The sequence below is a fragment of the Serratia symbiotica genome (assembly GCF_000821185.2).
In the GTDB taxonomy this organism is placed as follows: domain Bacteria; phylum Pseudomonadota; class Gammaproteobacteria; order Enterobacterales; family Enterobacteriaceae; genus Serratia; species Serratia symbiotica.
Genome location: NZ_CP050855.1, coordinates 1457930 through 1480249 on the forward strand (window position 1 = coordinate 1457930; position 22320 = coordinate 1480249).

Consider the following 22320-nt stretch of genomic DNA (forward strand, 5'->3'; position numbering starts at 1 on the left):
CCTACCTCTGTGTGAAAATCCGTAATCTCCCTGAGATTACGGATTTTTTTATGTTACTGAGTCAGGCGCTTGATGCCGTTCTTAAATTCTCTCCTAAAGAGTTTGCTGCACTGTCTGATTTGCTCTCACCTGAGCTTATCGATGAGTGCCTGGCTGATACCGGGGTCGTGACGCTTCGCAAGCGCCGTCTCCCCATGGAGATGATGGTCTGGGCTGTCGCCGGTATGTCCTTGTTCCGCTCATTTTCCATGAATCAGTTGGTTTCACATCTCGATATTATGCTGCCGGGTAAGCGTCCTTTTGTCGCACCCAGCGCCGTGGTACAAGCCCGTCAGCGGCTCGGGGAAGATGTGGTTAGACTGGTTTTCGAGAAAACACGCCAACTCTGGTTCGAGAAAACACCGTTATCCCACTGGAACGGTCTGACATTGATGGCTGTAGACGGCACTCTGTGGAGAACACCGGACACGCCGGAAAATGATGCTGCTTTTGGACGAACAGCTAATGAGTATGCCCAGTCCGACTGGCCACAGCTGCGTATGGTCTGTCAGATGGAAGTGACCAGTCATCTGTTATCCGGTGTGAGCTTTGGCAGCGTGTCAGAAACCAGCGAAGTTGACCTTGCCGCTCAATTGGCCGGGCAGACGCAGGACCACTCACTGACGATACTGGATAAAGGCTTCTATGCACTCGGGTTGCTTCACCACTGGTGGTCATCAGGAACAGAAAAACACTGGATGATCCCACTGCGCAAAGGCGCGCAGTATCAGGTGCGCGAGAAGCTGGGTGCAGGACATGAACTGGTCGAACTCAGCTTACCCCCTCAGGCCCGTAAGAAATGGAAAGATGCGCCTCAAACACTGACGGCGAGGTTGATAAGTAAAGAAATCAACGGAAAAACAATACAGATCCTGACGTCAATGTGCGATCCGTTACGTTACCCTAAAGCTGATATCGTTGACCTTTACGGGCAGCGTTGGGAAATCGAGCAGGGCTTCAGAGAAATGAAACAGCATCTGTTGCAAAATGAACTGACGCTGAGAAGCAGAAAGCCAGAGCTAATAAGACAGGAACTCTGGGGTGTAGTGCTGGCTTATAACCTGCTGAGGTTCATGATGGCACAGATGGCTTACAGCCTGAAAAACGTGGAGCCTTACCAGATAGGGTTTAAACAGGCTGCACTGTATCTAACAGCGCAACTGAGCATACTGCCAGCGGTGGCTCCGGGAAAGGTGCCGAAAGTGATGAATGAAATCCTGGCGATGGCTGAAAGCTTCGTCCTGCCAGCCCGACGGCAAAGACATTATCCAAGAGCGGTAAAAAAGAAGCCGCAACGTTACCCGTTGCGGCGTCCTCAAAAGCTTAACTGACAAGCATTAGGCACAAGAGCCGGGATTTGTCATTTACGGCTGGTAATCTTCATATTCCCAGGCAAAGACGCGGGAGAGTTTTTGCGCTATCTCCATCCAGTCTTCACCTTCACACTGATCAATATAATCGGTGATGGTTTTGGTTATCTCATCCAGATCATATTTACGCACTAGCAGCGTGTGACGCATCAGGTCTGGTAACCACTGGTGCTTGCAGAACCATTCGGGGGTGCAGACACGTAGATCAAAATTATCTGCGCCAGTGCTATTTTCTGCGCCAATGCGCAGTAGCAACCGGAGAGAAAATACACACTCATCTTTTGGATAATACATACCAAGATCGTAATCATCGTTTGAAATACTTTTCAAAATAGCTTTCACGTTTATCCCCTACTTTATATCCAGATGACCATTGCCAATCTTAGTTTTATCCCCTGTCACAGGATCTATTTTGAAAGTCTCAAAATTAGCCTGAGTACCAGTTATTGCATGTGAACTATTGTCTTTTGAAGCAGGGAAACGGTATACACGAGTTCCATCTGCGCTCATTAAACCAGTTTTATCACTTGTTAATCTTGCCCCATCACCAACCCAGATTTTACCTAATCGATCTGCTTCGGCTTTAGTACCGGAACCCACACCATAATTCAGTTTCCCGTTATCACCTTTAACAACCGCATCCAGCCTCGGATCCTGCTTCGCAATATTATGCAGATTTTGCTGTACCAGTTCGCCTTTCAGCTTCGGATACGTTGCCGCATTCTCCGCGCCACTGGTCACTTTACCGGTATTTGCTGCTGCCGACTCAGCTTTACCCGCAACCTTCGTAACCACCTTCTCCGTCAGTACCGCGCCACCTTTAGCAACCCCGGCACCGCCAGCCAGCAGCCCGGCTATATCCGTCACCAGCTTACCGCCTTCAACTCCGGCGTTAAACGATCCGCTGGCTCCGGCCTTCTGATACTCCGTTTCCATCCGGTCGATACGATCAATGTAAGACTGTTTTACCGCATCCGATACGTTACCCAGCACATCACCGCTGTTAAACAGCGATTTCAGGGCGTCATAGGTTTCCTGCGGATTGCTGGCGGTTTTCACGATGCTGTCTATCGTGTCGTACAGCCCTGCCGGAACCCCGGCTACCATACCCGCCGCAAAGCTGCCATCCTGACCCAGGTCTATCGCCATCCATTTTGCCTGTGTGCCTGCTTTACAGGCCACAGTCTGGCATTCCGCGATTTCTTTATCTTTCTGAGCCTACTGTTTCTGGCTCAGATAGTTATTCTCCACAACAACTTCTTCCGTTGTAAAGTTATCCGCCGGACACCGTTTTACCCTGTCCTTTCCGTAGCTTACAGCCGGGTTTTCCTGTCGCACTTCCGGTGCAGCCACTTTTTGCCCCGACGCACTTTTCGGCCCCGGACACGCTACCGCCAAGCCGTGGCGTGATGCCTGCACCCGCGCATTTTAACAGCATCCTTCTCTCTGTCATTACCCGTTGTTCATTGCGGCGGGAGCCGGGCGCAGGCTGGCGAAGCCCGCATGTGGCACGCTGCCTGACCGGGGGTTGATTTTGCATGGCCGCACGGATTGGGGCGGGCAGCGGAAGCTGGCCGGAACGGGAACGAGCCAGGAGGAACGACTGCGAGCCGTTACGGACAGACGCAGCCGGGCGGGCATGAACTTCTTTTAAGCGGAGGCCGGAGGCCGACAACAGCCTGGACGTTACTTACAGACGATGAACAGGCCAGCGCCGCCAGGGACGGCGGCCACACCCCGCACCACAACGCGGGGGCGCACGACATAATGTGTATTGTGCGAAGCCCGGCCCGCTCGCCAGCGGCGGGCCGGGCTTCGCCGCCAGCCGGGACGGCTGCGCATAATAGCCGCACATTATGTTTAATGGCCGGGCAGCGGCCACACCTGAACCGCCATGTTGTGCCCCGCCTGTGCCGCTGCACGGCCATTTACCCCCCGCGCACACAGGACGGGATGAAAGCAGATCGCCGCACGGACGCGGCGCTCTGCCATCCACTGAACCCGGCTCACAGAGGTGCTCCTCTACCTTCTGCTGTAACGGCCCGCTATTTTGCGGGATGTATGCAGGACACGCAGGATACGAACCACTGTTTCTTCTGCAACATAGATGATGATGAACGGGAAGCGGGGTACAACCAGCTTACGCTGTTTTACGGTTCTACCGGCCTTAACGCCTGCCAGCGGGTTTTCCCTGAGGATACTGACCATCCCGACGAACTTATCATCTGTCGCGCTGGCGACCGGCAGGCCCGCTTCCTGATACAGATAGCGGAAGATGGCTTCTCTGTCTGCCCGCGCCTGTATTTCCCACTGAACATCTGATGTCACAGCTTACCCCGCTCTGCCTGCGCTTTCAGTTCATCCATGTGGCTGTTCATTTCATCATTGCTGATGAACTGGCTTTCACCTGCATCATAGCGACTGAACGCCAGGGTTATCTGTTGCTCCAGCCAGACATCATGCTCACCATCCTGATACTGCCGTTCTTCTGCTGCCAGTTCTTCAGCCCGCTGGCGCATAAGCTCTGTCAGACTTATCTTATGGCGCTCTGCTGCCTGTATCGCCAGCCGTTTTGTTTCATCGTCTATTCTGAAGTGGATTGTGCTCATTCCCCGCTCCTTTTGTGGTGTCAATTGTGGTGTCATTATGACCACTATTGTCGGGCCTGTCAGGTTTATCTTCTTCCCGCTGCTCTGCCGGATGCGTACTCGCATGAACTGCCTGAAGCGCCCGGATGCTCACCTGCGTGTAGATTTGCGTACTCTCCACGCTGCGATGACCCAGCATCGCCTGTATCCATCTGAGGTCTGCACCGTTCTCTAGCATCTGCGTCACCATCGCATGCCGGAACAGGTGGCAGCTCCCTTTCTCTATCCCCGCAGCTCTCAGATACGGCACCACCGCGTTGGTGATGCCGTTCGCCGTCAGACCCGCCACCCCGTCCATCGCCACGAACAGCGCCTTACACTCCGGGCTGACCCGCACCGCCGGGCGCACCTGCTCCAGCCAGTGCCGCAGCCACCACAGCGCCCGCTCTCCCACCGGGATAACCCGGTCCACCTTTCCCTTGCCCTGCACGATGGTGATAATGCGGCGGCTGAAGTCCGCGCTGTATATCTCAAGGCTGACCACCTCACCGCGCCGGATGCCGGTTGACCACAGCAGCTCAAGCAGCGCACGGTCACGCACCCCCTGCGCCGTATTCAGGTCACACAGGTTCATGATGTCTTCCACCTGCTCCACGCTCAGTATCGTGCGCGGCAGCCGCTTCTCCAGCCTCGGCAACTCCAGGTCAGCGGCCGGGTTCGCCAGGATAAGGCCCTGCTTCGTCATCCGGCTGAACCACACCTGAAGCGGCTGGAGCGTGGTGCGCTGTTCGCCGCTATGAGTCCGGGGAAGCACAGCCCTCTTTAGATATTCTCAAGCGCATCGCGGTAACGTTTAACGTCTCTGCTGACTGGCTGATATTTGAGGATGGTGAGCGGGAGCCACAGGACGAACTGAAGCTGAAGTTCGAGGCGATTAAGCAGATGGACGAAGAAGAACTGAAGTCAGTGACATCGATTCTGGATGCACTGATTTTAAAACATCAGGCCCGGCGGGTGCTGGGGTAAGCCTGATTTAGCGCGGCCTTAGCGTGGTTGCAACACGATAAGACCGCTGACCACAACAACTAAGCGAGGTAGTTATTATGGCTGCGCAACATCATAAGTCAGAACACGTCTCAACCAAAGCCCGGCGCTATACCGTGGGTTACATTAAGGATCATATTAAGCACCAGCCGTCACCGTCGATCACGCTGCGGGGCCACTGGATGGGGGATCTGGGGTTCGAGACGGGGAAGAAGGTGGAGGTAATTTGTGAGCAGGGCGAGTTGATCATCCGGCTGGCTGAGGAGTAAGCGGCGGGTAAAATAATCCCGGCCAGGTTGGCCGGGATCTTCTTGTTTAACCTTTACAACGACTGAGCGCTAACCGTAAGCCTGCGCCGATTTCAGATGGGGAGCTGTCTGTAGAAAGAATAACATCTTCAATACTATCTCCTTTCGTTCGTCCCCAGGCTTCCAGTTTTTCATGGCGTGTAGGGGAGATAGTGATTGAGTCATTTACCAGATGAATGCCACAGTTCTTCATATCTTTGAAGAGTGCTTTTTTAGATTTATAGCCATATTTTTCCATCAACATAGCTATCCAGGCCGCGTATTGCTTTTTGCCTTTTTCGAGATCAAAAAAATCAACACGCTCATCCAAAACATTCAATGTACGACTATCAGATAATGCCTGTAAAATCTGCTCACCAACAAGTTCATCCTCAGCATCAGGCGATAATAAACGAGATGGGAAAACAGGATCTCTCCCCGCTCGTCCCAATCCAGAATAGGTATCTATACACAAAAACTCTTTTGTGTAATACACACTAGCCCAGTAATCCTGCTCTTGATTAAATTCCATCATTTCACCTGTGTCACTTTAACGGTTACACCCTGACTCTTACCATATTCAATAGCCCGATTAATTTCTGCCCACTGTGTTTTAGTTGTACTAGCAGGAATGGCTATTTGAATTTCTCTGTTAGCAATCATCGAAGAATTAAGCACTTGCCCTGATAATTCCGACTGTTCAAATTTCGCAGCAGCATTAATATCCCCTTTAATCGAACTGTAAACCTGATTCGGATTAGCCAGTTTCGCCATTGTCTGAGTATCCATTGACTTAGCGCTTACTGCGGTTTTGGTCGCACCGTCATAATAATCAAAGGTTTTGAAGTTCTGGGGCAAACGGGCATCAGCAGGTAGCGATTTACCAACATAATCCTCCCACGGCATTCCCTGTTTCATATTTCCCTGTCCCCACTGCATCCCGACTTCTGAGGCTTTGACTGTAGCAGTTGCGGTATTACGGCTCATAAACGATATAGCCGCTTTGGTTATATCTTTCGCCAACAGCCCACCGGAGACCAGCATAGCCTGATTATCCGGATCAGATGCGAACGCCGCATATTTCATCCATTCAGGACTATTTTGGTCTATTTTCGCCAGGTCCTGACCGTTCCACTGCTGAACGTAAGCTTTGGCTTCATCGCTAGTCATTACGTCCACGCCGGGGAAGTTACCCAGCCAGCCGGGGCGCTCTGTCATATCAACGCTGCCCTGCGCGCTGTCTTTATCAACCACAACGGCTTCCAGCGGATTATCCTTCAGCTTCTGATCGGTTTCGGCGCTCTGCTTATCACTAATAGCCTTCCATTTATCAATAACGCCCTGACAGTCACCACCAGATTTACGGCAATCTGACAGTTCTTTATCAAAGTTCAGTGCCTGAGTACTGCTCAAATGATTATTCTCCACAACAACTTCTTCCGCTGCGGAGTCAGCCAGCGGACACGCTTTTCCCCTGTGCTTTCCGTCAGTTACAACCCGTTTTTCCTGCTGCACTTCCGGGACACTAACTTTTTGCCCCGACGCGCCTTTCTCCCCCGCGCACGCTACCGCCCCGGCAACCATCACCGCGCACAGCACCCACGTGAGGGCTTTCCTTAGCTTTATCATCCCGCTTTCCCTGCGCTATCCGTCCGCGCATTTTAACAGCGCTGGCACTCCTGTCATTACCGCTTTTCTGCGCGGCGGGAGCCGGGGCACAGCTCGTCTGTGACCCGGTGAACCATCTGCCGGGCGCGGGCTGGCGAGGCCCGCATGTGGCACGTTGCCTGACCGGGGTTTGATTTTGCATGACCACAACGGGCCGGGGCGGGTAGCGGAAGCTGGACGGAACGGGAACGAGCGAGGAGGAACGACTGCGAGCCGTTACGGACAGACGCAGCCGGGCGGGCATTAAGCCCTTTAAGCGGAGGCCATAAGGCCGACAACACTGTTGCCGTTTGCTGAAGACGACCAGGAAGGAAGACGCCGCCAGGGACGGCGGCCACACCCCGCACCACAACGCGGGGGCGCACGACATAATGTGTATTGTGCGATACGAGCCGCAGGACGCGGCGAAGGGGTGCGGGGAAGAAGAACGGCGAGCTTCGCATAATACCCGCACATTATGTTGAACGGACGAACGGCCAGCCGCTGACGACCAGAGAGCACCACCGCGTAACGCTGGCCGGGTGACCGTTTACCCCCGCGCACACCGTAACTGATGAAGGCAGATCGCCGCACGGACGCGGCGCTCTGCCGCACAGCGAACAACTCCACTCACAGAGAGCTTACGGGCTGTCCGGTGCCTCTGGCGCTACCTCCGGCTCCGGGTTCTCCCCCTGCTCTGCCGGATGGGTACTGGCATGCACCGCCTGCAACGCTCTTATGCTCACCTGCGTATATATCTGCGTGCTCTCCACGCTACGGTGCCCCAGCATCGCCTGTATCCATCGTAAGTCCGCTCCGTTCTCCAGCATCTGCGTTGCCATCGCATGCCGGAACAGGTGACAGCTCCCTTTATCGATGCCTGCGGCTCTCAGATACGGTACCACCGCGTTCGTGATGCCGTTCGCCGTCAGGCCCGCCACACCGTCCATCGCCAGGAACAGCGCCTTACAGTCCGCGCTGACCAGCAGTTCCGGCCTCACCCCGTTCAGGTAGTGCCGCAGCCACCACAGCGCCCGCTCTCCCACCGGGATCACCCGGTCCACCTTTCCCTTACCCTGTACGATAGTGAGTATCTTCCGGTTAAAGTCCGGGCTGTATAGTCTCCAGCACCGCCACCTCGCCCCGCCGATACCCGTTGACCACAGCAGCTCCAGCAGCGCCCGGTCACGGATACCCTGCAACGTGCTCAGGTCACACAGGTTCACGATGTCTTCCACCTGCTCCACGCTCAGTATCGTGCGCGGCAGGTGCTTCTCCAGTCGCGGTAACTCCAGGTCGGCAGCCGGGTTCGCCAGTATCAGCCCCTGTTTTGCCATCCAGCTGAACCACACCTGAAGCGGCTGGAGCGTGGTGCGTTGGGTGCGGCTGGAGAGCGGTTCGCCGTTGCTCTTGCGGTACTGGTACAGATGCCGCTGGTAACTTTCCAGTACCGGCCGCGTCACCTCTGCCGCATGGTACAGCCCGCGCTCCGCCGCCCAGCAGATAAAGCGGTAGCTGTGGTGCGTCTGCGTCTTCAGCGTGGTCTCTGACCAGTTACGCTCACGCCGCCACCGCACGAACCGCAGCAGCAGCGCGTACAGGCTTTTCGGGTGAGACGCCGGGCCGACCGGCTGGCGGTAGACATCATCGACAGTGAGAAGGCGGTTTGAACGGGGTTTGCGGTTAGCCATGGTGACACTCCCTTGTCAGGGCTGGCGCGGTCTGTGGCAGACGGCTAAGAAGGAAGACTGACTGACGGGGGCGAGGGCAGCAGCGGCGTTTTCTTTTTTTCCCTGATTACCGCGTTTCCGTTTACCCCAACCACTTTCGGCTGTAAGCCCTGTACTGCCTGCTCTGAGGCCGGTTTTTCATCCCCCAACTTAGCCCCAACATGACCCCAACCTGAGGGCAACTTGCTTGCCGCAACGTCCAACTTGCGGTTTCTGCCCTCGTTTTCTTCCACGTTCAGCAGCCCGCACAGGTGGTTTTCCTCACCGCTGCCGCCGTCCCACAACAGTTCGTAACGCAGCAGATGACCGCGACTGCCGCCGTGCAGCAGCAGGTATTCCATTTCAGCAAGCCGCATACAGTGCACCTTCAGCTGGTTATCGCTCCAGTTTGTCCATGCCCGGATATCCCGCCGTGTGAAGCGCACCTCTGCGGGCTGGCAGCCCTCACGCTGTGCCATCTCTTTCACCATCTCCTGTATCAGCAACAGCAGTTTGCGCGTCTGCGGCGGCATCTCGTCCAGTGTTCTGCCTAACACCTCATGCGCCAGTTCATTGGCAAGCGTGATATCCGATGGCTGCACGTCGATATACTCCAGCACCTGCCCGCGATGTTCAGCCCGTTTCACCGCCCGCTGATACTGATGCAGCAGCGCCACCGCCTGGATAAGGGTCAGGTATTTCATATGGTCGCGCCGCGTGCGCGTCTTGTCCGACAGGAACGTCAGCTGCTCCGCATACGGATTGACCACCTTCAGCGGACGCAGCAGCCGCTGTGCGTTCTGATGTAAGCGGGTCAGATACTGTTTCTCAGAGGACTGAAGCAGCCCGGCCAGTGTCTGCGCCCGCCGCTGCATCGCGTGTATCGCCTGCGTCTGCTCCCGTGACTCATTAACGGTAAGCACCAGACAGCGGTTGAGCAGCTCTTCGTCAACATCTGAGGCCGTCGTGGTCAGCATCAGCATCACCGGGCCTTTCACGCTGTACTCCCGCGTCACCAGCTCCCCGCTTTGCTCGTTCTTGCCCGTGCTGGCGATTTTCAGCTCACCGTCCGACTGGAGAAGTTTGAGCGCGTAAGCCGCCTGGCGCACCCCTTCCTCCTCCGCTATCGCCAGGATTTTATGCGAGAGCGAGGTCTCCCCCAGGTAGTACAGGCTCTGCCCGGTCATCGCGCTGTACTGCACCCGCTCCTCTTCCGGCATCAGCCCCAGCACCGCGTCCATCAGCGACGACTTACCCGCCGCAGACGACGACTGGATTAACACGGCTAACGGCTTATCCAGTTTGCGCGAGGTCGCCGCAAGATACCCGGTCAGCAGATTGGTACTTTCCCCCACCACGCCACAGGCCGCGAGGTCATTCACGATACGCTCCGCCAGCTGCGGGTCTTTCAGCAACTCAAGCGCCGCCGCTTCATCCTCACCGGAGACCGTCACCGCCCCGGAGGCCTGCTCCGTTTCCGCTGCCCGCTGCTGCTCGTCCTGGCGGGCTTCGAGTGCCAGCAGCACCCGGCCGCACTCGCGTTTTATTACCGCCAGCTCACAGGACAGCTCTGACGCCACCGTGCTCACGAACCCCTGCCGCTGCTTCGCGTGGTACATATCGAAGCTGTCCACGTGGAACGCCCCGCTACTTTCGTCCAGCACCTGCACGTTGACCTTCATCACGTCTGACAGGGTATTTTTCTGCCAGCCGCGTACCCGCCACACGCGCGGCCCGGAACGCAGCAGCAGCTCACCGGAGGCGGTGAGTTCACCGGTTTCAGCGGCAACGGCAGGTGCCTGAACGCCCGGCAGGGCAGCTAAAGAAGACGGGTTTTTACCGCTGGCCGTCACGGCTTCAGAGGCGGTCACCGCATCGCTGTTCATGCGGCTGGCCTGTTCAAGAGCCAGCGCTAACGCAGACTCCGGGTTACCGCTTTTCAGGGCGTAGGCATTAGCATCCAGCCCCTGCGGGAAGCGCACCCGCCAGGCGTCGATCCCGGCCTGCTGCAACTCCCCGGCAACCGCCTCCGCACCCCGATCCCCGGCCTCGTCACGATCGAAGGCGATCAGCACCCGCTTCACCCCGTGATACTGCAACGCAGCCAGATGCCCGCCAGTAAAGCCGTTCACCCCGTAAGCGGCGATCACATTGCGGTAACCGGCACACCAGAAGGTCATCGCGTCGATCAGCGCCTCACACAGGATCACCTCTGACGAGCCTTTCAGCGCCGCTTCATTCCACACCCCGGCCAGCGGTGACGGCAGGTAAAGGTGTTTCGCCGATCCCTTTTTAATCTGATGATCCGGCAGGGTTCGCCGTCCGTAGAGCTGCAACACCCGCCCACAGGCAGCCGGATCATAACTCTCCGGCCAGCCCGTCACCGGCACCACCAGACAGCCCCGGAAGTGATCCTGACGGTTGCTTTCCCGTACCACGCCCAGCCCTGTAAGCCTTGCCCGGAGCGATTTTCCTTCCTTCGAGTGCGGCGAGGGTAAGGCCCCGGCGATACCGTGCGCCCCCGCGAACCCCAGCCGGAAGTGGCTGACCAGCTCAGGATGGTTCAGCCCGCGCTTCTCCAGCCAGGCCAGCGCATCCGGGCTGTTCAGCAGGTTGCGGTGATACCAGTCCGTGACCTGACGCAGCAGCGCCTGCCCGTCATCGTCCAGGTCAGTGAGGGTCTGGCGGGCAGGCGGCGAAGAAGGAGCAGGAAGAGCAGCGGCTGAAGAAGAGGCGGCAGATCCGGCGAACTCGCGCAGCCGCAGTACCGCTTTTGGCAGGGAGAAGCCTTCCGTTTTCATCATCCAGTCAACCACCGACCCCGCCGCACCGCAGCCGAAGCAGTGGTACAGGTTTTTCTCCGGGCTGATAACCAGCGACGGGGTTTTTTCCTGATGGAACGGACACAGCAGCACAAGGTCACGCCCCTGCTTTCGCAGCTTATGCCCCTGCGATTCGGCAACAACAGCTAACGACACGCTGCGCTTTAACTCGTCCAGTTCTCTCTGCGGGATGCGGGGCATGTCACAACTCCTGTCAAAAACCTGTCAATAGGAAAACAGTAAAAATAACTCCATTGCAGAGTACTCCATAACGGAGTATTGTCAACAGGGTTATTTAAAACAGGGAGTACCATCATGGCAACACTCACCCGACAGCAGCGTAATGCCATGAACACCAGAGATGAACAGTTTTTCAGGGAGCTGGGCGCAAGGATCGCGCTGGCAAGGAAAGAACGGCAACTGACCCAGCAGCAACTGGCCGAACAGCTGGGGATTGCCCAGCAGACGATGGCACACTATGAAGGCGGGCGGCTCAAGGTTTCGGCTTCACTGCTGCCACCGCTGGCGCAGATCCTTAACCTGTCGCTGGATGAGATGCTGGGGCTGCCGACCAGACGGACAGCAAAGCGCGGTCCGGCGTCACGGCTGGAGCAGCAGATCGACGCGATCCGCCAGATGCCGATGACGAAGCAGAAGTTTGTTTCAGAGATGCTGGATAACGTAATTGGTAAAACAGAGTAGTTAACAGACGCGGAACTGAGGTGCTCGAACACCCCAGCCCGCTAACCACAGGCAACTAAACAGGAGTTGATTATGGCTGACACGCATCATAAGTCAGGGACGGGTACACCCACAACAACACGAGCTTACACCGTGAGCTATATCCGGGATTCACGAACGTTTGAACCGGCACCGGCTGTCACCCTGAAGGGCCACTGGCTGGAGCAGGCCGGTTTTGAGACGGGAACACCGCTGGAAGTGAAGGTGCTGCCGGACTGTCTGATTCTGAGGGTTAAGACGCCCTCAGCGGAGCCGGAGGTGGTGCAGGCGCTGCGCCAGGTGTGCGACAAACTCTCTGCCCGCAAGCAGCGACAGATAACGGAGTTTATCCAGGTGATCGCGGGGCCGCAGAAGCGGGCAGCTAAGGTGTAACTGACGGGTTATAAAGTCAAATCCCGGCTCGGTGGCCGGGATTTATGCTTTAAATCTTAAATATGGCTGACTCTTTTTCTAAATATTCTTTCCAGTTATCCATTAAATGATTAATATTTTCCATCTGAGTGTGAACCGATGAGTCATACTCATCAGAAGGAGGCATGTATTTAACAAAACCTTCTATTTCACTCGGATAGTTAAAATCAGAATAAATTATTTCAACTTCATTTAATGGGTCTTCAAAATGATCACGATTATTCCAAAGCCAGCTAAGAACAATAAAAAGCCACTTATTTTTAACCGTAGCATCATTTTCTTTTTCAAATCCTGAACATATTTCTTTCAAAAAATGATCTATGTGATCCGAACTATCAGGTATGACGAATGACAATTCAAGTTCAGGAACAGAGTAGCTACCTGTTAAGACCTTTCTTTCCGCTTTTCTAATTGGCAATTCTGATGTAATGAGGTTATTTTCATAACCCCACCTCACATCACACCATGATAAATCGATGTTTTTTTCAATAAAATCAAATGGTATTGGATACAAATTCATATCATTTCACCTTCGGTGGCCGTTGATTAGGAGTACCAGTAATACTGCCACTTTCAATAAATCTTTGGTGCGTTACGTTTCCTTTATGATCATAGATATATTCAAATATACCTTTCTTATCGTTAAAAGAACCTTCAGCTTGCAGTAATTTCCTTTCTATACCATCACCACCTTTGATAGTGAAAACTTTTCCATCCATTAACTGCTCACGGCTCAGATAACTAGCACCTCTATGAGTAGGATCTGGTTTCAGCCCACTACCAATTCGATCTGCTTCAAGAATTTTATTAACAACCGAAGATTTTAATACTGTTTCCACCATACCTGTGGTTTTCGCAACAACCTTCTCAGTCAGTACCGCGCCACCTTTAACCACCCCGGCACCGCCAGCCAGCAGCCCGGCGATATCCGTAACCAGCTTACCGCCTTCAACTCCGGCGTTAAACGATCCGCTGGCTCCGGCCTTCTGATACTCCGTTTCCATCCGGTCGATACGATCAATGTAGGACTGTTTTACCGCATCCGATACGTTACCCAGCACATCACCGCTGTTAAACAGCGATTTCAGGGCGTCATAGGTTTCCTGCGGATTGCTGGCGGTTTTCACGATGCTGTCTATCGTGTCGTACAGCCCTGCCGGAACCCCGGCTACCATACCCGCCGCAAAGCTGCCATCCTGACCCAGGTTTATCGCCATCCATTTTGCCTGTGTGCCTGCTTTACAGGCCACAGTCTGGCATTCCGCGATTTCTTTATCTTTCTGAGCCTGCTGTTTCTGGCTCAGATAGTTATTCTCAACGGTCACTGGATGGGGGAGCTTGGATTTGAGACCGGCAGGAAGGTTGAAGTGAGTTGTCAGCAGGGGCAATTGATTATCCGGCTGGTTGGGGAGTAAGCGGCGGGTAATAAGATCCCGACTCTGTGGCCGGGATCTTTAATAAAACTAGTTAAAAAAATATCGATCTCCTGATGATTCTATATCGTCAGGAGAAACCGTCAAAACATCTAATGTATCACCTTCATTATCGACAAATTCAACTTCATAACCTAAAGTAGGTTCTTGATATATTATAACAACCGCTCCTCTGCATCCTTTTAGCACAGTATCAGATAAATCTTTTTTGGCTTTAACTACATCATATTCTTTGATCATAAAGTAAATACCAATATATTTATTTCTTAGCTGGAATAGCTGTTACGAGCCTAACTACACCGTCATTATTCGCGATCCAACCAAATTTAACGTTAATCGTTCTGCCGTTAGTGCCAGTTATTGGTATCACTTGATCATATTTAGTGCCAAACTGTGTTTCTGCTGTTTTAACGGCTTTACTGGAGTCAAAAACGATTTGTTTCGCAAGCTCATTTGAGTTTGTTTTATTAAAACCAAGAGCACTATCGAACCACTCTGCCTTACTTCCTCCGACAGGATGTTGTTTGTCTAACAGATAGTTAGCTAATTTTTGATCAACACTAACTTGTGTTTCAGATGTATTTTTAATCGAATTTATGGTGCTGCTCTTTCCAGCATTCTTAGCCGCCACAATCTCTGCTTTCGCTGCCGTGGCTTCAGCCGCTGTCTTACCTATCCCAACTGCGCCACCTGCACCGACTCCTCCAGGCACTATGGCTTCCGACACCTGAATGCCAGCATTGTTAAGGCAAAGCACCACATTTCCCGCACAGGCTTGTATCGCGGCTTTGGCTGCCGCGGCTATTTCCGGCGTGGCCGCAGCTAATATCCCGCCACCAAGCCCTGCTGGCAATGCTACCGTCAACGCATCCTGCATCGCCAGACCTTTCTGGCAAGACGCTGAACCCGGATTATCCGCACAAGAGGCAATATTCTTGCCATGCTCTCTAGCGAACTTCTCCTGACCGTCCTCAGTGCCGCCCATCAGGTTATTCTCAACAACAACGTTATCCGGTGCACAGCCTGCCAGCGGACACGCTTTTTCCCTGTGCAGTCAGCCGGTTACAACCCCTTTTTGCCAGTGCGTTTTTATGCAGGCAACTTTTTGCCCCGACGCGCCTTTTTTCACTGTTAAAGAGCAGACCACTGCGCATATTAACCAGCGCTCCCGCACCTGTCATTACCGTTTTGCTGCGCGGCGGTTCACCGGGTCACAGCTCGCTGTGGTCCGGTGAACCATCTGCCGGGCGCGGGCTGGCGAGGCCCGCATGTGGCACGTTGCCTGACCGGGGTTTGATTTTGCATGACCACAACGGGCCGGGGCGGGTAGCGGAAGCTGGACGGAACGGGAACGAGCGAGGAGGAACGACTGCGAGCCGTTACGGACAGACGCAGCCGGGCGGGCATTAAGCCCTTTAAGCGGAGGCCATAAGGCCGACAACACTGTTGCCGTTTGCTGAAGACGACCAGGAAGGAAGACGCCGCCAGGGACGGCGGCCACACCCCGCACCACAACGCGGGGGCGCACGACATAATGTGTATTGTGCGATACGAGCCGCAGGACGCGGCGAAGGGGTGCGGGGAAGAAGAACGGCGAGCTTCGCATAATACCCGCACATTATGTTGAACGGACGAACGGCCAGCCGCTGACGACCAGAGAGCACCACCGCGTAACGCTGGCCGGGTGACCGTTTACCCCCGCGCACACCGTAACTGATGAAGGCAGATCGCCGCACGGACGCGGCGCTCTGCCGCACAGCGAACAACTCCACTCACAGAGAGCTTACGGGCTGTCCGGTGCCTCTGGCGCTACCTCCGGCTCCGGGTTCTCCCCCTGCTCTGCCGGATGGGTACTGGCATGCACCGCCTGCAACGCTCTTATGCTCACCTGCGTATATATCTGCGTGCTCTCCACGCTACGGTGCCCCAGCATCGCCTGTATCCATCGTAAGTCCGCTCCGTTCTCCAGCATCTGCGTTGCCATCGCATGCCGGAACAGGTGACAGCTCCCTTTATCGATGCCTGCGGCTCTCAGATACGGTACCACCGCGTTCGTGATGCCGTTCGCCGTCAGGCCCGCCACACCGTCCATCGCCAGGAACAGCGCCTTACAGTCCGCGCTGACCAGCAGTTCCGGCCTCACCCCGTTCAGGTAGTGCCGCAGCCACCACAGCGCCCGCTCTCCCACCGGGATCACCCGGTCCACCTTTCCCTTACCCTGTACGATAGTGAGTATCTTCCGGTTAAAGTCCGGGCTGTATAGTCTCCAGCACCGCCACCTCGCCCCGCCGATACCCGTTGACCACAGCAGCTCCAGCAGCGCCCGGTCACGGATACCCTGCAACGTGCTCAGGTCACACAGGTTCACGATGTCTTCCACCTGCTCCACGCTCAGTATCGTGCGCGGCAGGTGCTTCTCCAGTCGCGGTAACTCCAGGTCGGCAGCCGGGTTCGCCAGTATCAGCCCCTGTTTTGCCATCCAGCTGAACCACACCTGAAGCGGCTGGAGCGTGGTGCGTTGGGTGCGGCTGGAGAGCGGTTCGCCGTTGCTCTTGCGGTACTGGTACAGATGCCGCTGGTAACTTTCCAGTACCGGCCGCGTCACCTCTGCCGCATGGTACAGCCCGCGCTCCGCCGCCCAGCAGATAAAGCGGTAGCTGTGGTGCGTCTGCGTCTTCAGCGTGGTCTCTGACCAGTTACGCTCACGCCGCCACCGCACGAACCGCAGCAGCAGCGCGTACAGGCTTTTCGGGTGAGACGCCGGGCCGACCGGCTGGCGGTAGACATCATCGACAGTGAGAAGGCGGTTTGAACGGGGTTTGCGGTTAGCCATGGTGACACTCCCTTGTCAGGGCTGGCGCGGTCTGTGGCAGACGGCTAAGAAGGAAGACTGACTGACGGGGGCGAGGGCAGCAGCGGCGTTTTCTTTTTTTCCCTGATTACCGCGTTTCCGTTTACCCCAACCACTTTCGGCTGTAAGCCCTGTACTGCCTGCTCTGAGGCCGGTTTTTCATCCCCCAACTTAGCCCCAACATGACCCCAACCTGAGGGCAACTTGCTTGCCGCAACGTCCAACTTGCGGTTTCTGCCCTCGTTTTCTTCCACGTTCAGCAGCCCGCACAGGTGGTTTTCCTCACCGCTGCCGCCGTCCCACAACAGTTCGTAACGCAGCAGATGACCGCGACTGCCGCCGTGCAGCAGCAGGTATTCCATTTCAGCAAGCCGCATACAGTGCACCTTCAGCTGGTTATCGCTCCAGTTTGTCCATGCCCGGATATCCCGCCGTGTGAAGCGCACCTCTGCGGGCTGGCAGCCCTCACGCTGTGCCATCTCTTTCACCATCTCCTGTATCAGCAACAGCAGTTTGCGCGTCTGCGGCGGCATCTCGTCCAGTGTTCTGCCTAACACCTCATGCGCCAGTTCATTGGCAAGCGTGATATCCGATGGCTGCACGTCGATATACTCCAGCACCTGCCCGCGATGTTCAGCCCGTTTCACCGCCCGCTGATACTGATGCAGCAGCGCCACCGCCTGGATAAGGGTCAGGTATTTCATATGGTCGCGCCGCGTGCGCGTCTTGTCCGACAGGAACGTCAGCTGCTCCGCATACGGATTGACCACCTTCAGCGGACGCAGCAGCCGCTGTGCGTTCTGATGTAAGCGGGTCAGATACTGTTTCTCAGAGGACTGAAGCAGCCCGGCCAGTGTCTGCGCCCGCCGCTGCATCGCGTGTATCGCCTGCGTCTGCTCCCGTGACTCATTAACGGTAAGCACCAGACAGCGGTTGAGCAGCTCTTCGTCAACATCTGAGGCCGTCGTGGTCAGCATCAGCATCACCGGGCCTTTCACGCTGTACTCCCGCGTCACCAGCTCCCCGCTTTGCTCGTTCTTGCCCGTGCTGGCGATTTTCAGCTCACCGTCCGACTGGAGAAGTTTGAGCGCGTAAGCCGCCTGGCGCACCCCTTCCTCCTCCGCTATCGCCAGGATTTTATGCGAGAGCGAGGTCTCCCCCAGGTAGTACAGGCTCTGCCCGGTCATCGCGCTGTACTGCACCCGCTCCTCTTCCGGCATCAGCCCCAGCACCGCGTCCATCAGCGACGACTTACCCGCCGCAGACGACGACTGGATTAACACGGCTAACGGCTTATCCAGTTTGCGCGAGGTCGCCGCAAGATACCCGGTCAGCAGATTGGTACTTTCCCCCACCACGCCACAGGCCGCGAGGTCATTCACGATACGCTCCGCCAGCTGCGGGTCTTTCAGCAACTCAAGCGCCGCCGCTTCATCCTCACCGGAGACCGTCACCGCCCCGGAGGCCTGCTCCGTTTCCGCTGCCCGCTGCTGCTCGTCCTGGCGGGCTTCGAGTGCCAGCAGCACCCGGCCGCACTCGCGTTTTATTACCGCCAGCTCACAGGACAGCTCTGACGCCACCGTGCTCACGAACCCCTGCCGCTGCTTCGCGTGGTACATATCGAAGCTGTCCACGTGGAACGCCCCGCTACTTTCGTCCAGCACCTGCACGTTGACCTTCATCACGTCTGACAGGGTATTTTTCTGCCAGCCGCGTACCCGCCACACGCGCGGCCCGGAACGCAGCAGCAGCTCACCGGAGGCGGTGAGTTCACCGGTTTCAGCGGCAACGGCAGGTGCCTGAACGCCCGGCAGGGCAGCTAAAGAAGACGGGTTTTTACCGCTGGCCGTCACGGCTTCAGAGGCGGTCACCGCATCGCTGTTCATGCGGCTGGCCTGTTCAAGAGCCAGCGCTAACGCAGACTCCGGGTTACCGCTTTTCAGGGCGTAGGCATTAGCATCCAGCCCCTGCGGGAAGCGCACCCGCCAGGCGTCGATCCCGGCCTGCTGCAACTCCCCGGCAACCGCCTCCGCACCCCGATCCCCGGCCTCGTCACGATCGAAGGCGATCAGCACCCGCTTCACCCCGTGATACTGCAACGCAGCCAGATGCCCGCCAGTAAAGCCGTTCACCCCGTAAGCGGCGATCACATTGCGGTAACCGGCACACCAGAAGGTCATCGCGTCGATCAGCGCCTCACACAGGATCACCTCTGACGAGCCTTTCAGCGCCGCTTCATTCCACACCCCGGCCAGCGGTGACGGCAGGTAAAGGTGTTTCGCCGATCCCTTTTTAATCTGATGATCCGGCAGGGTTCGCCGTCCGTAGAGCTGCAACACCCGCCCACAGGCAGCCGGATCATAACTCTCCGGCCAGCCCGTCACCGGCACCACCAGACAGCCCCGGAAGTGATCCTGACGGTTGCTTTCCCGTACCACGCCCAGCCCTGTAAGCCTTGCCCGGAGCGATTTTCCTTCCTTCGAGTGCGGCGAGGGTAAGGCCCCGGCGATACCGTGCGCCCCCGCGAACCCCAGCCGGAAGTGGCTGACCAGCTCAGGATGGTTCAGCCCGCGCTTCTCCAGCCAGGCCAGCGCATCCGGGCTGTTCAGCAGGTTGCGGTGATACCAGTCCGTGACCTGACGCAGCAGCGCCTGCCCGTCATCGTCCAGGTCAGTGAGGGTCTGGCGGGCAGGCGGCGAAGAAGGAGCAGGAAGAGCAGCGGCTGAAGAAGAGGCGGCAGATCCGGCGAACTCGCGCAGCCGCAGTACCGCTTTTGGCAGGGAGAAGCCTTCCGTTTTCATCATCCAGTCAACCACCGACCCCGCCGCACCGCAGCCGAAGCAGTGGTACAGGTTTTTCTCCGGGCTGATAACCAGCGACGGGGTTTTTTCCTGATGGAACGGACACAGCAGCACAAGGTCACGCCCCTGCTTTCGCAGCTTATGCCCCTGCGATTCGGCAACAACAGCTAACGACACGCTGCGCTTTAACTCGTCCAGTTCTCTCTGCGGGATGCGGGGCATGTCACAACTCCTGTCAAAAACCTGTCAATAGGAAAACAGTAAAAATAACTCCATTGCAGAGTACTCCATAACGGAGTATTGTCAACAGGGTTATTTAAAACAGGGAGTACCATCATGGCAACACTCACCCGACAGCAGCGTAATGCCATGAACACCAGAGATGAACAGTTTTTCAGGGAGCTGGGCGCAAGGATCGCGCTGGCAAGGAAAGAACGGCAACTGACCCAGCAGCAACTGGCCGAACAGCTGGGGATTGCCCAGCAGACGATGGCACACTATGAAGGCGGGCGGCTCAAGGTTTCGGCTTCACTGCTGCCACCGCTGGCGCAGATCCTTAACCTGTCGCTGGATGAGATGCTGGGGCTGCCGACCAGACGGACAGCAAAGCGCGGTCCGGCGTCACGGCTGGAGCAGCAGATCGACGCGATCCGCCAGATGCCGATGACGAAGCAGAAGTTTGTTTCAGAGATGCTGGATAACGTAATTGGTAAAACAGAGTAGTTAACAGACGCGGAACTGAGGTGCTCGAACACCCCAGCCCGCTAACCACAGGCAACTAAACAGGAGTTGATTATGGCTGACACGCATCATAAGTCAGGGACGGGTACACCCACAACAACACGAGCTTACACCGTGAGCTATATCCGGGATTCACGAACGTTTGAACCGGCACCGGCTGTCACCCTGAAGGGCCACTGGCTGGAGCAGGCCGGTTTTGAGACGGGAACACCGCTGGAAGTGAAGGTGCTGCCGGACTGTCTGATTCTGACCGTTAAGAAGCCCTCGCCGGAGCCGGAGGTGATACAGGCCCTGCGCCAGCTCTGCCCGAAGCTGTCAGCCCGCAAGCAGCGTGAGCTGATGGAACTGATTCAGGTCATGGCCAGACCGAAGAAGCGGACAACTGGCTGAACATTAAATGAAAAATCCCGGCGCGATGGCCTAATGCCGATCAGTTAAGGATCACTTGAACGATCCTACCTCTGTGTGAAAATCCGTAATCTCCCTGAGATTACGGATTTTTTTATGTTACTGAGTCAGGCGCTTGATGCCGTTCTTAAATTCTCTCCTAAAGAGTTTGCTGCACTGTCTGATTTGCTCTCACCTGAGCTTATCGATGAGTGCCTGGCTGATACCGGGGTCGTGACGCTTCGCAAGCGCCGTCTCCCCATGGAGATGATGGTCTGGGCTGTCGCCGGTATGTCCTTGTTCCGCTCATTTTCCATGAATCAGTTGGTTTCACATCTCGATATTATGCTGCCGGGTAAGCGTCCTTTTGTCGCACCCAGCGCCGTGGTACAAGCCCGTCAGCGGCTCGGGGAAGATGTGGTTAGACTGGTTTTCGAGAAAACACGCCAACTCTGGTTCGAGAAAACACCGTTATCCCACTGGAACGGTCTGACATTGATGGCTGTAGACGGCACTCTGTGGAGAACACCGGACACGCCGGAAAATGATGCTGCTTTTGGACGAACAGCTAATGAGTATGCCCAGTCCGACTGGCCACAGCTGCGTATGGTCTGTCAGATGGAAGTGACCAGTCATCTGTTATCCGGTGTGAGCTTTGGCAGCGTGTCAGAAACCAGCGAAGTTGACCTTGCCGCTCAATTGGCCGGGCAGACGCAGGACCACTCACTGACGATACTGGATAAAGGCTTCTATGCACTCGGGTTGCTTCACCACTGGTGGTCATCAGGAACAGAAAAACACTGGATGATCCCACTGCGCAAAGGCGCGCAGTATCAGGTGCGCGAGAAGCTGGGTGCAGGACATGAACTGGTCGAACTCAGCTTACCCCCTCAGGCCCGTAAGAAATGGAAAGATGCGCCTCAAACACTGACGGCGAGGTTGATAAGTAAAGAAATCAACGGAAAAACAATACAGATCCTGACGTCAATGTGCGATCCGTTACGTTACCCTAAAGCTGATATCGTTGACCTTTACGGGCAGCGTTGGGAAATCGAGCAGGGCTTCAGAGAAATGAAACAGCATCTGTTGCAAAATGAACTGACGCTGAGAAGCAGAAAGCCAGAGCTAATAAGACAGGAACTCTGGGGTGTAGTGCTGGCTTATAACCTGCTGAGGTTCATGATGGCACAGATGGCTTACAGCCTGAAAAACGTGGAGCCTTACCAGATAGGGTTTAAACAGGCTGCACTGTATCTAACAGCGCAACTGAGCATACTGCCAGCGGTGGCTCCGGGAAAGGTGCCGAAAGTGATGAATGAAATCCTGGCGATGGCTGAAAGCTTCGTCCTGCCAGCCCGACGGCAAAGACATTATCCAAGAGCGGTAAAAAAGAAGCCGCAACGTTACCCGTTGCGGCGTCCTCAAAAGCTTAACTGACAAGCATTAGGC

Annotated in this window: 23 protein-coding genes and 4 pseudogenes; 9 read left to right on the forward strand and 18 right to left on the reverse strand. The window is 55.9% G+C overall.

Annotated features, from left to right (window positions below):
• The first annotated feature begins 50 nt into the window (after window positions 1-50).
• Window positions 51-1370 (forward strand): IS4 family transposase, encoded by a 1320-nt coding sequence (locus SYMBAF_RS07380; protein WP_040263633.1) that lies wholly within the window; start codon window positions 51-53, stop codon window positions 1368-1370.
• A 33-nt stretch (window positions 1371-1403) separates the two neighbouring features.
• Here SYMBAF_RS07380 and SYMBAF_RS07385 read toward each other — a convergent pair whose 3' ends face one another.
• The 6 genes and pseudogenes from SYMBAF_RS07385 to xerC (SYMBAF_RS07410) all read right to left on the reverse strand — a co-directional run.
• Window positions 1404-1751 (reverse strand): immunity 8 family protein, encoded by a 348-nt coding sequence (locus SYMBAF_RS07385; RefSeq protein WP_040265655.1) that lies wholly within the window; start codon window positions 1749-1751, stop codon window positions 1404-1406.
• Window positions 1752-1760: 9 nt separating this feature from the next.
• A pseudogene (locus SYMBAF_RS07390) lies at window positions 1761-2660 on the reverse strand (DUF6862 domain-containing protein); the annotation flags it as partial.
• Window positions 2661-3269: 609 nt separating this feature from the next.
• A complete protein-coding gene (locus tag SYMBAF_RS07395) occupies window positions 3270-3419 on the reverse strand; it encodes a hypothetical protein (protein ID WP_160289808.1) in 150 nt (49 codons plus the stop codon).
• Window positions 3420-3431: 12 nt separating this feature from the next.
• Window positions 3432-3737, reverse strand: a complete 306-nt coding sequence (locus tag SYMBAF_RS07400) for a type II toxin-antitoxin system RelE/ParE family toxin (RefSeq protein ID WP_040265654.1) — start codon at window positions 3735-3737, stop codon at window positions 3432-3434.
• Window positions 3734-4018, reverse strand: a complete 285-nt coding sequence (locus SYMBAF_RS07405) for a damage-inducible protein J (RefSeq protein WP_040265653.1) — start codon at window positions 4016-4018, stop codon at window positions 3734-3736. Before SYMBAF_RS07405 ends, SYMBAF_RS07400 begins: the two co-directional genes overlap by 4 nt.
• Window positions 3987-4805 (reverse strand): annotated as a pseudogene (gene xerC / locus SYMBAF_RS07410) (site-specific tyrosine recombinase XerC); the annotation flags it as partial. The pseudogene xerC (SYMBAF_RS07410) and the gene SYMBAF_RS07405, both read right to left, overlap by 32 nt.
• Between xerC (SYMBAF_RS07410) and SYMBAF_RS07415 the strand changes: the two are divergent.
• Window positions 4784-5023 (forward strand): annotated as a pseudogene (locus SYMBAF_RS07415) (helix-turn-helix domain-containing protein); the annotation flags it as partial. The pseudogenes xerC (SYMBAF_RS07410) and SYMBAF_RS07415 sit on opposite strands and share 22 nt — an antisense overlap.
• Before the next feature lie 77 nt (window positions 5024-5100).
• Window positions 5101-5310, forward strand: coding sequence for a SymE family type I addiction module toxin (locus SYMBAF_RS07420; protein WP_226020081.1), 210 nt, complete (start codon window positions 5101-5103; stop codon window positions 5308-5310).
• A 46-nt stretch (window positions 5311-5356) separates the two neighbouring features.
• Here the strand turns inward: SYMBAF_RS07420 and SYMBAF_RS07425 are convergent, their stop codons facing one another.
• From SYMBAF_RS07425 to SYMBAF_RS07450, 5 genes are all read right to left on the reverse strand, one after another.
• Entirely contained in the window at window positions 5357-5860 is a 504-nt protein-coding gene (locus SYMBAF_RS07425; protein WP_040265651.1) for a contact-dependent growth inhibition system immunity protein, read from the reverse strand.
• On the reverse strand, window positions 5860-6957 hold the full coding sequence (locus SYMBAF_RS17650) for an endonuclease toxin domain-containing protein (protein WP_226020080.1): 1098 nt from the start codon (window positions 6955-6957) through the stop codon (window positions 5860-5862). The genes SYMBAF_RS07425 and SYMBAF_RS17650 overlap by 1 nt, the downstream gene beginning before the upstream one ends.
• Before the next feature lie 291 nt (window positions 6958-7248).
• The gene (locus tag SYMBAF_RS07440; RefSeq protein ID WP_160289807.1) at window positions 7249-7539 is read right to left on the reverse strand and encodes a hypothetical protein; all 291 of its coding nucleotides are present in this window, start codon (window positions 7537-7539) and stop codon (window positions 7249-7251) included.
• A gap of 77 nt (window positions 7540-7616) precedes the next feature.
• On the reverse strand, window positions 7617-8666 hold the full coding sequence (gene xerC / locus SYMBAF_RS07445) for a site-specific tyrosine recombinase XerC (protein WP_040265650.1): 1050 nt from the start codon (window positions 8664-8666) through the stop codon (window positions 7617-7619).
• Between the two features lie 44 nt (window positions 8667-8710).
• Window positions 8711-11707: a CHC2 zinc finger domain-containing protein gene (locus SYMBAF_RS07450; protein ID WP_185899924.1), complete on the reverse strand. Its 2997-nt coding sequence runs from the start codon at window positions 11705-11707 to the stop codon at window positions 8711-8713.
• Window positions 11708-11821: 114 nt separating this feature from the next.
• Here SYMBAF_RS07450 and SYMBAF_RS07455 point away from each other — a divergent pair, with 114 nt between their 5' ends.
• The gene (locus SYMBAF_RS07455) at window positions 11822-12208 is read left to right on the forward strand and encodes a helix-turn-helix domain-containing protein (RefSeq protein WP_040265644.1); all 387 of its coding nucleotides are present in this window, start codon (window positions 11822-11824) and stop codon (window positions 12206-12208) included.
• Between the two features lie 72 nt (window positions 12209-12280).
• Entirely contained in the window at window positions 12281-12619 is a 339-nt protein-coding gene (gene symE / locus SYMBAF_RS07460) for an endoribonuclease SymE (RefSeq protein ID WP_040265648.1), read from the forward strand.
• 49 nt (window positions 12620-12668) lie between these two features.
• On the opposite strand, the gene SYMBAF_RS07465 is transcribed toward symE, so the two are convergent.
• Together SYMBAF_RS07465 and SYMBAF_RS18375 are read right to left on the reverse strand one after the other, a co-directional pair.
• Complete coding sequence (locus SYMBAF_RS07465) at window positions 12669-13178, reverse strand: DUF2247 family protein (protein WP_040265646.1); 510 nt, start codon at window positions 13176-13178, stop codon at window positions 12669-12671.
• 1 nt (window position 13179) lies between these two features.
• A pseudogene (locus tag SYMBAF_RS18375) lies at window positions 13180-13977 on the reverse strand (VENN motif pre-toxin domain-containing protein); the annotation flags it as partial.
• A gap of 9 nt (window positions 13978-13986) precedes the next feature.
• Here SYMBAF_RS18375 and SYMBAF_RS07475 point away from each other — a divergent pair.
• Complete coding sequence (locus tag SYMBAF_RS07475) at window positions 13987-14073, forward strand: SymE family type I addiction module toxin (protein ID WP_082026983.1); 87 nt, start codon at window positions 13987-13989, stop codon at window positions 14071-14073.
• A gap of 48 nt (window positions 14074-14121) precedes the next feature.
• On the opposite strand, the gene SYMBAF_RS07480 is transcribed toward SYMBAF_RS07475, so the two are convergent.
• From SYMBAF_RS07480 to SYMBAF_RS07500, 5 genes are all read right to left on the reverse strand, one after another.
• Entirely contained in the window at window positions 14122-14331 is a 210-nt protein-coding gene (locus tag SYMBAF_RS07480) for a DUF4926 domain-containing protein (RefSeq protein WP_082026982.1), read from the reverse strand.
• A 19-nt stretch (window positions 14332-14350) separates the two neighbouring features.
• Window positions 14351-15076, reverse strand: coding sequence for a DUF6883 domain-containing protein (locus SYMBAF_RS17655; protein ID WP_237162948.1), 726 nt, complete (start codon window positions 15074-15076; stop codon window positions 14351-14353).
• A 430-nt stretch (window positions 15077-15506) separates the two neighbouring features.
• A complete protein-coding gene (locus SYMBAF_RS07490; protein ID WP_160289807.1) occupies window positions 15507-15797 on the reverse strand; it encodes a hypothetical protein in 291 nt (96 codons plus the stop codon).
• 77 nt (window positions 15798-15874) lie between these two features.
• On the reverse strand, window positions 15875-16924 hold the full coding sequence (gene xerC / locus SYMBAF_RS07495; protein WP_040265650.1) for a site-specific tyrosine recombinase XerC: 1050 nt from the start codon (window positions 16922-16924) through the stop codon (window positions 15875-15877).
• A 44-nt stretch (window positions 16925-16968) separates the two neighbouring features.
• On the reverse strand, window positions 16969-19965 hold the full coding sequence (locus SYMBAF_RS07500) for a CHC2 zinc finger domain-containing protein (protein ID WP_185899924.1): 2997 nt from the start codon (window positions 19963-19965) through the stop codon (window positions 16969-16971).
• Window positions 19966-20079: 114 nt separating this feature from the next.
• Between SYMBAF_RS07500 and SYMBAF_RS07505 the strand changes: the two genes are divergently transcribed.
• The 3 genes from SYMBAF_RS07505 (at window position 20080) to SYMBAF_RS07515 (ending at window position 22308) form a co-directional block, all read left to right on the forward strand.
• Window positions 20080-20466, forward strand: a complete 387-nt coding sequence (locus SYMBAF_RS07505; RefSeq protein ID WP_040265644.1) for a helix-turn-helix domain-containing protein — start codon at window positions 20080-20082, stop codon at window positions 20464-20466.
• Window positions 20467-20538: 72 nt separating this feature from the next.
• Window positions 20539-20874, forward strand: coding sequence for a SymE family type I addiction module toxin (locus SYMBAF_RS07510; RefSeq protein WP_040265643.1), 336 nt, complete (start codon window positions 20539-20541; stop codon window positions 20872-20874).
• A 114-nt stretch (window positions 20875-20988) separates the two neighbouring features.
• Window positions 20989-22308 (forward strand): IS4 family transposase, encoded by a 1320-nt coding sequence (locus SYMBAF_RS07515; RefSeq protein WP_040263633.1) that lies wholly within the window; start codon window positions 20989-20991, stop codon window positions 22306-22308.
• Window positions 22309-22320 lie beyond the last annotated feature (12 nt).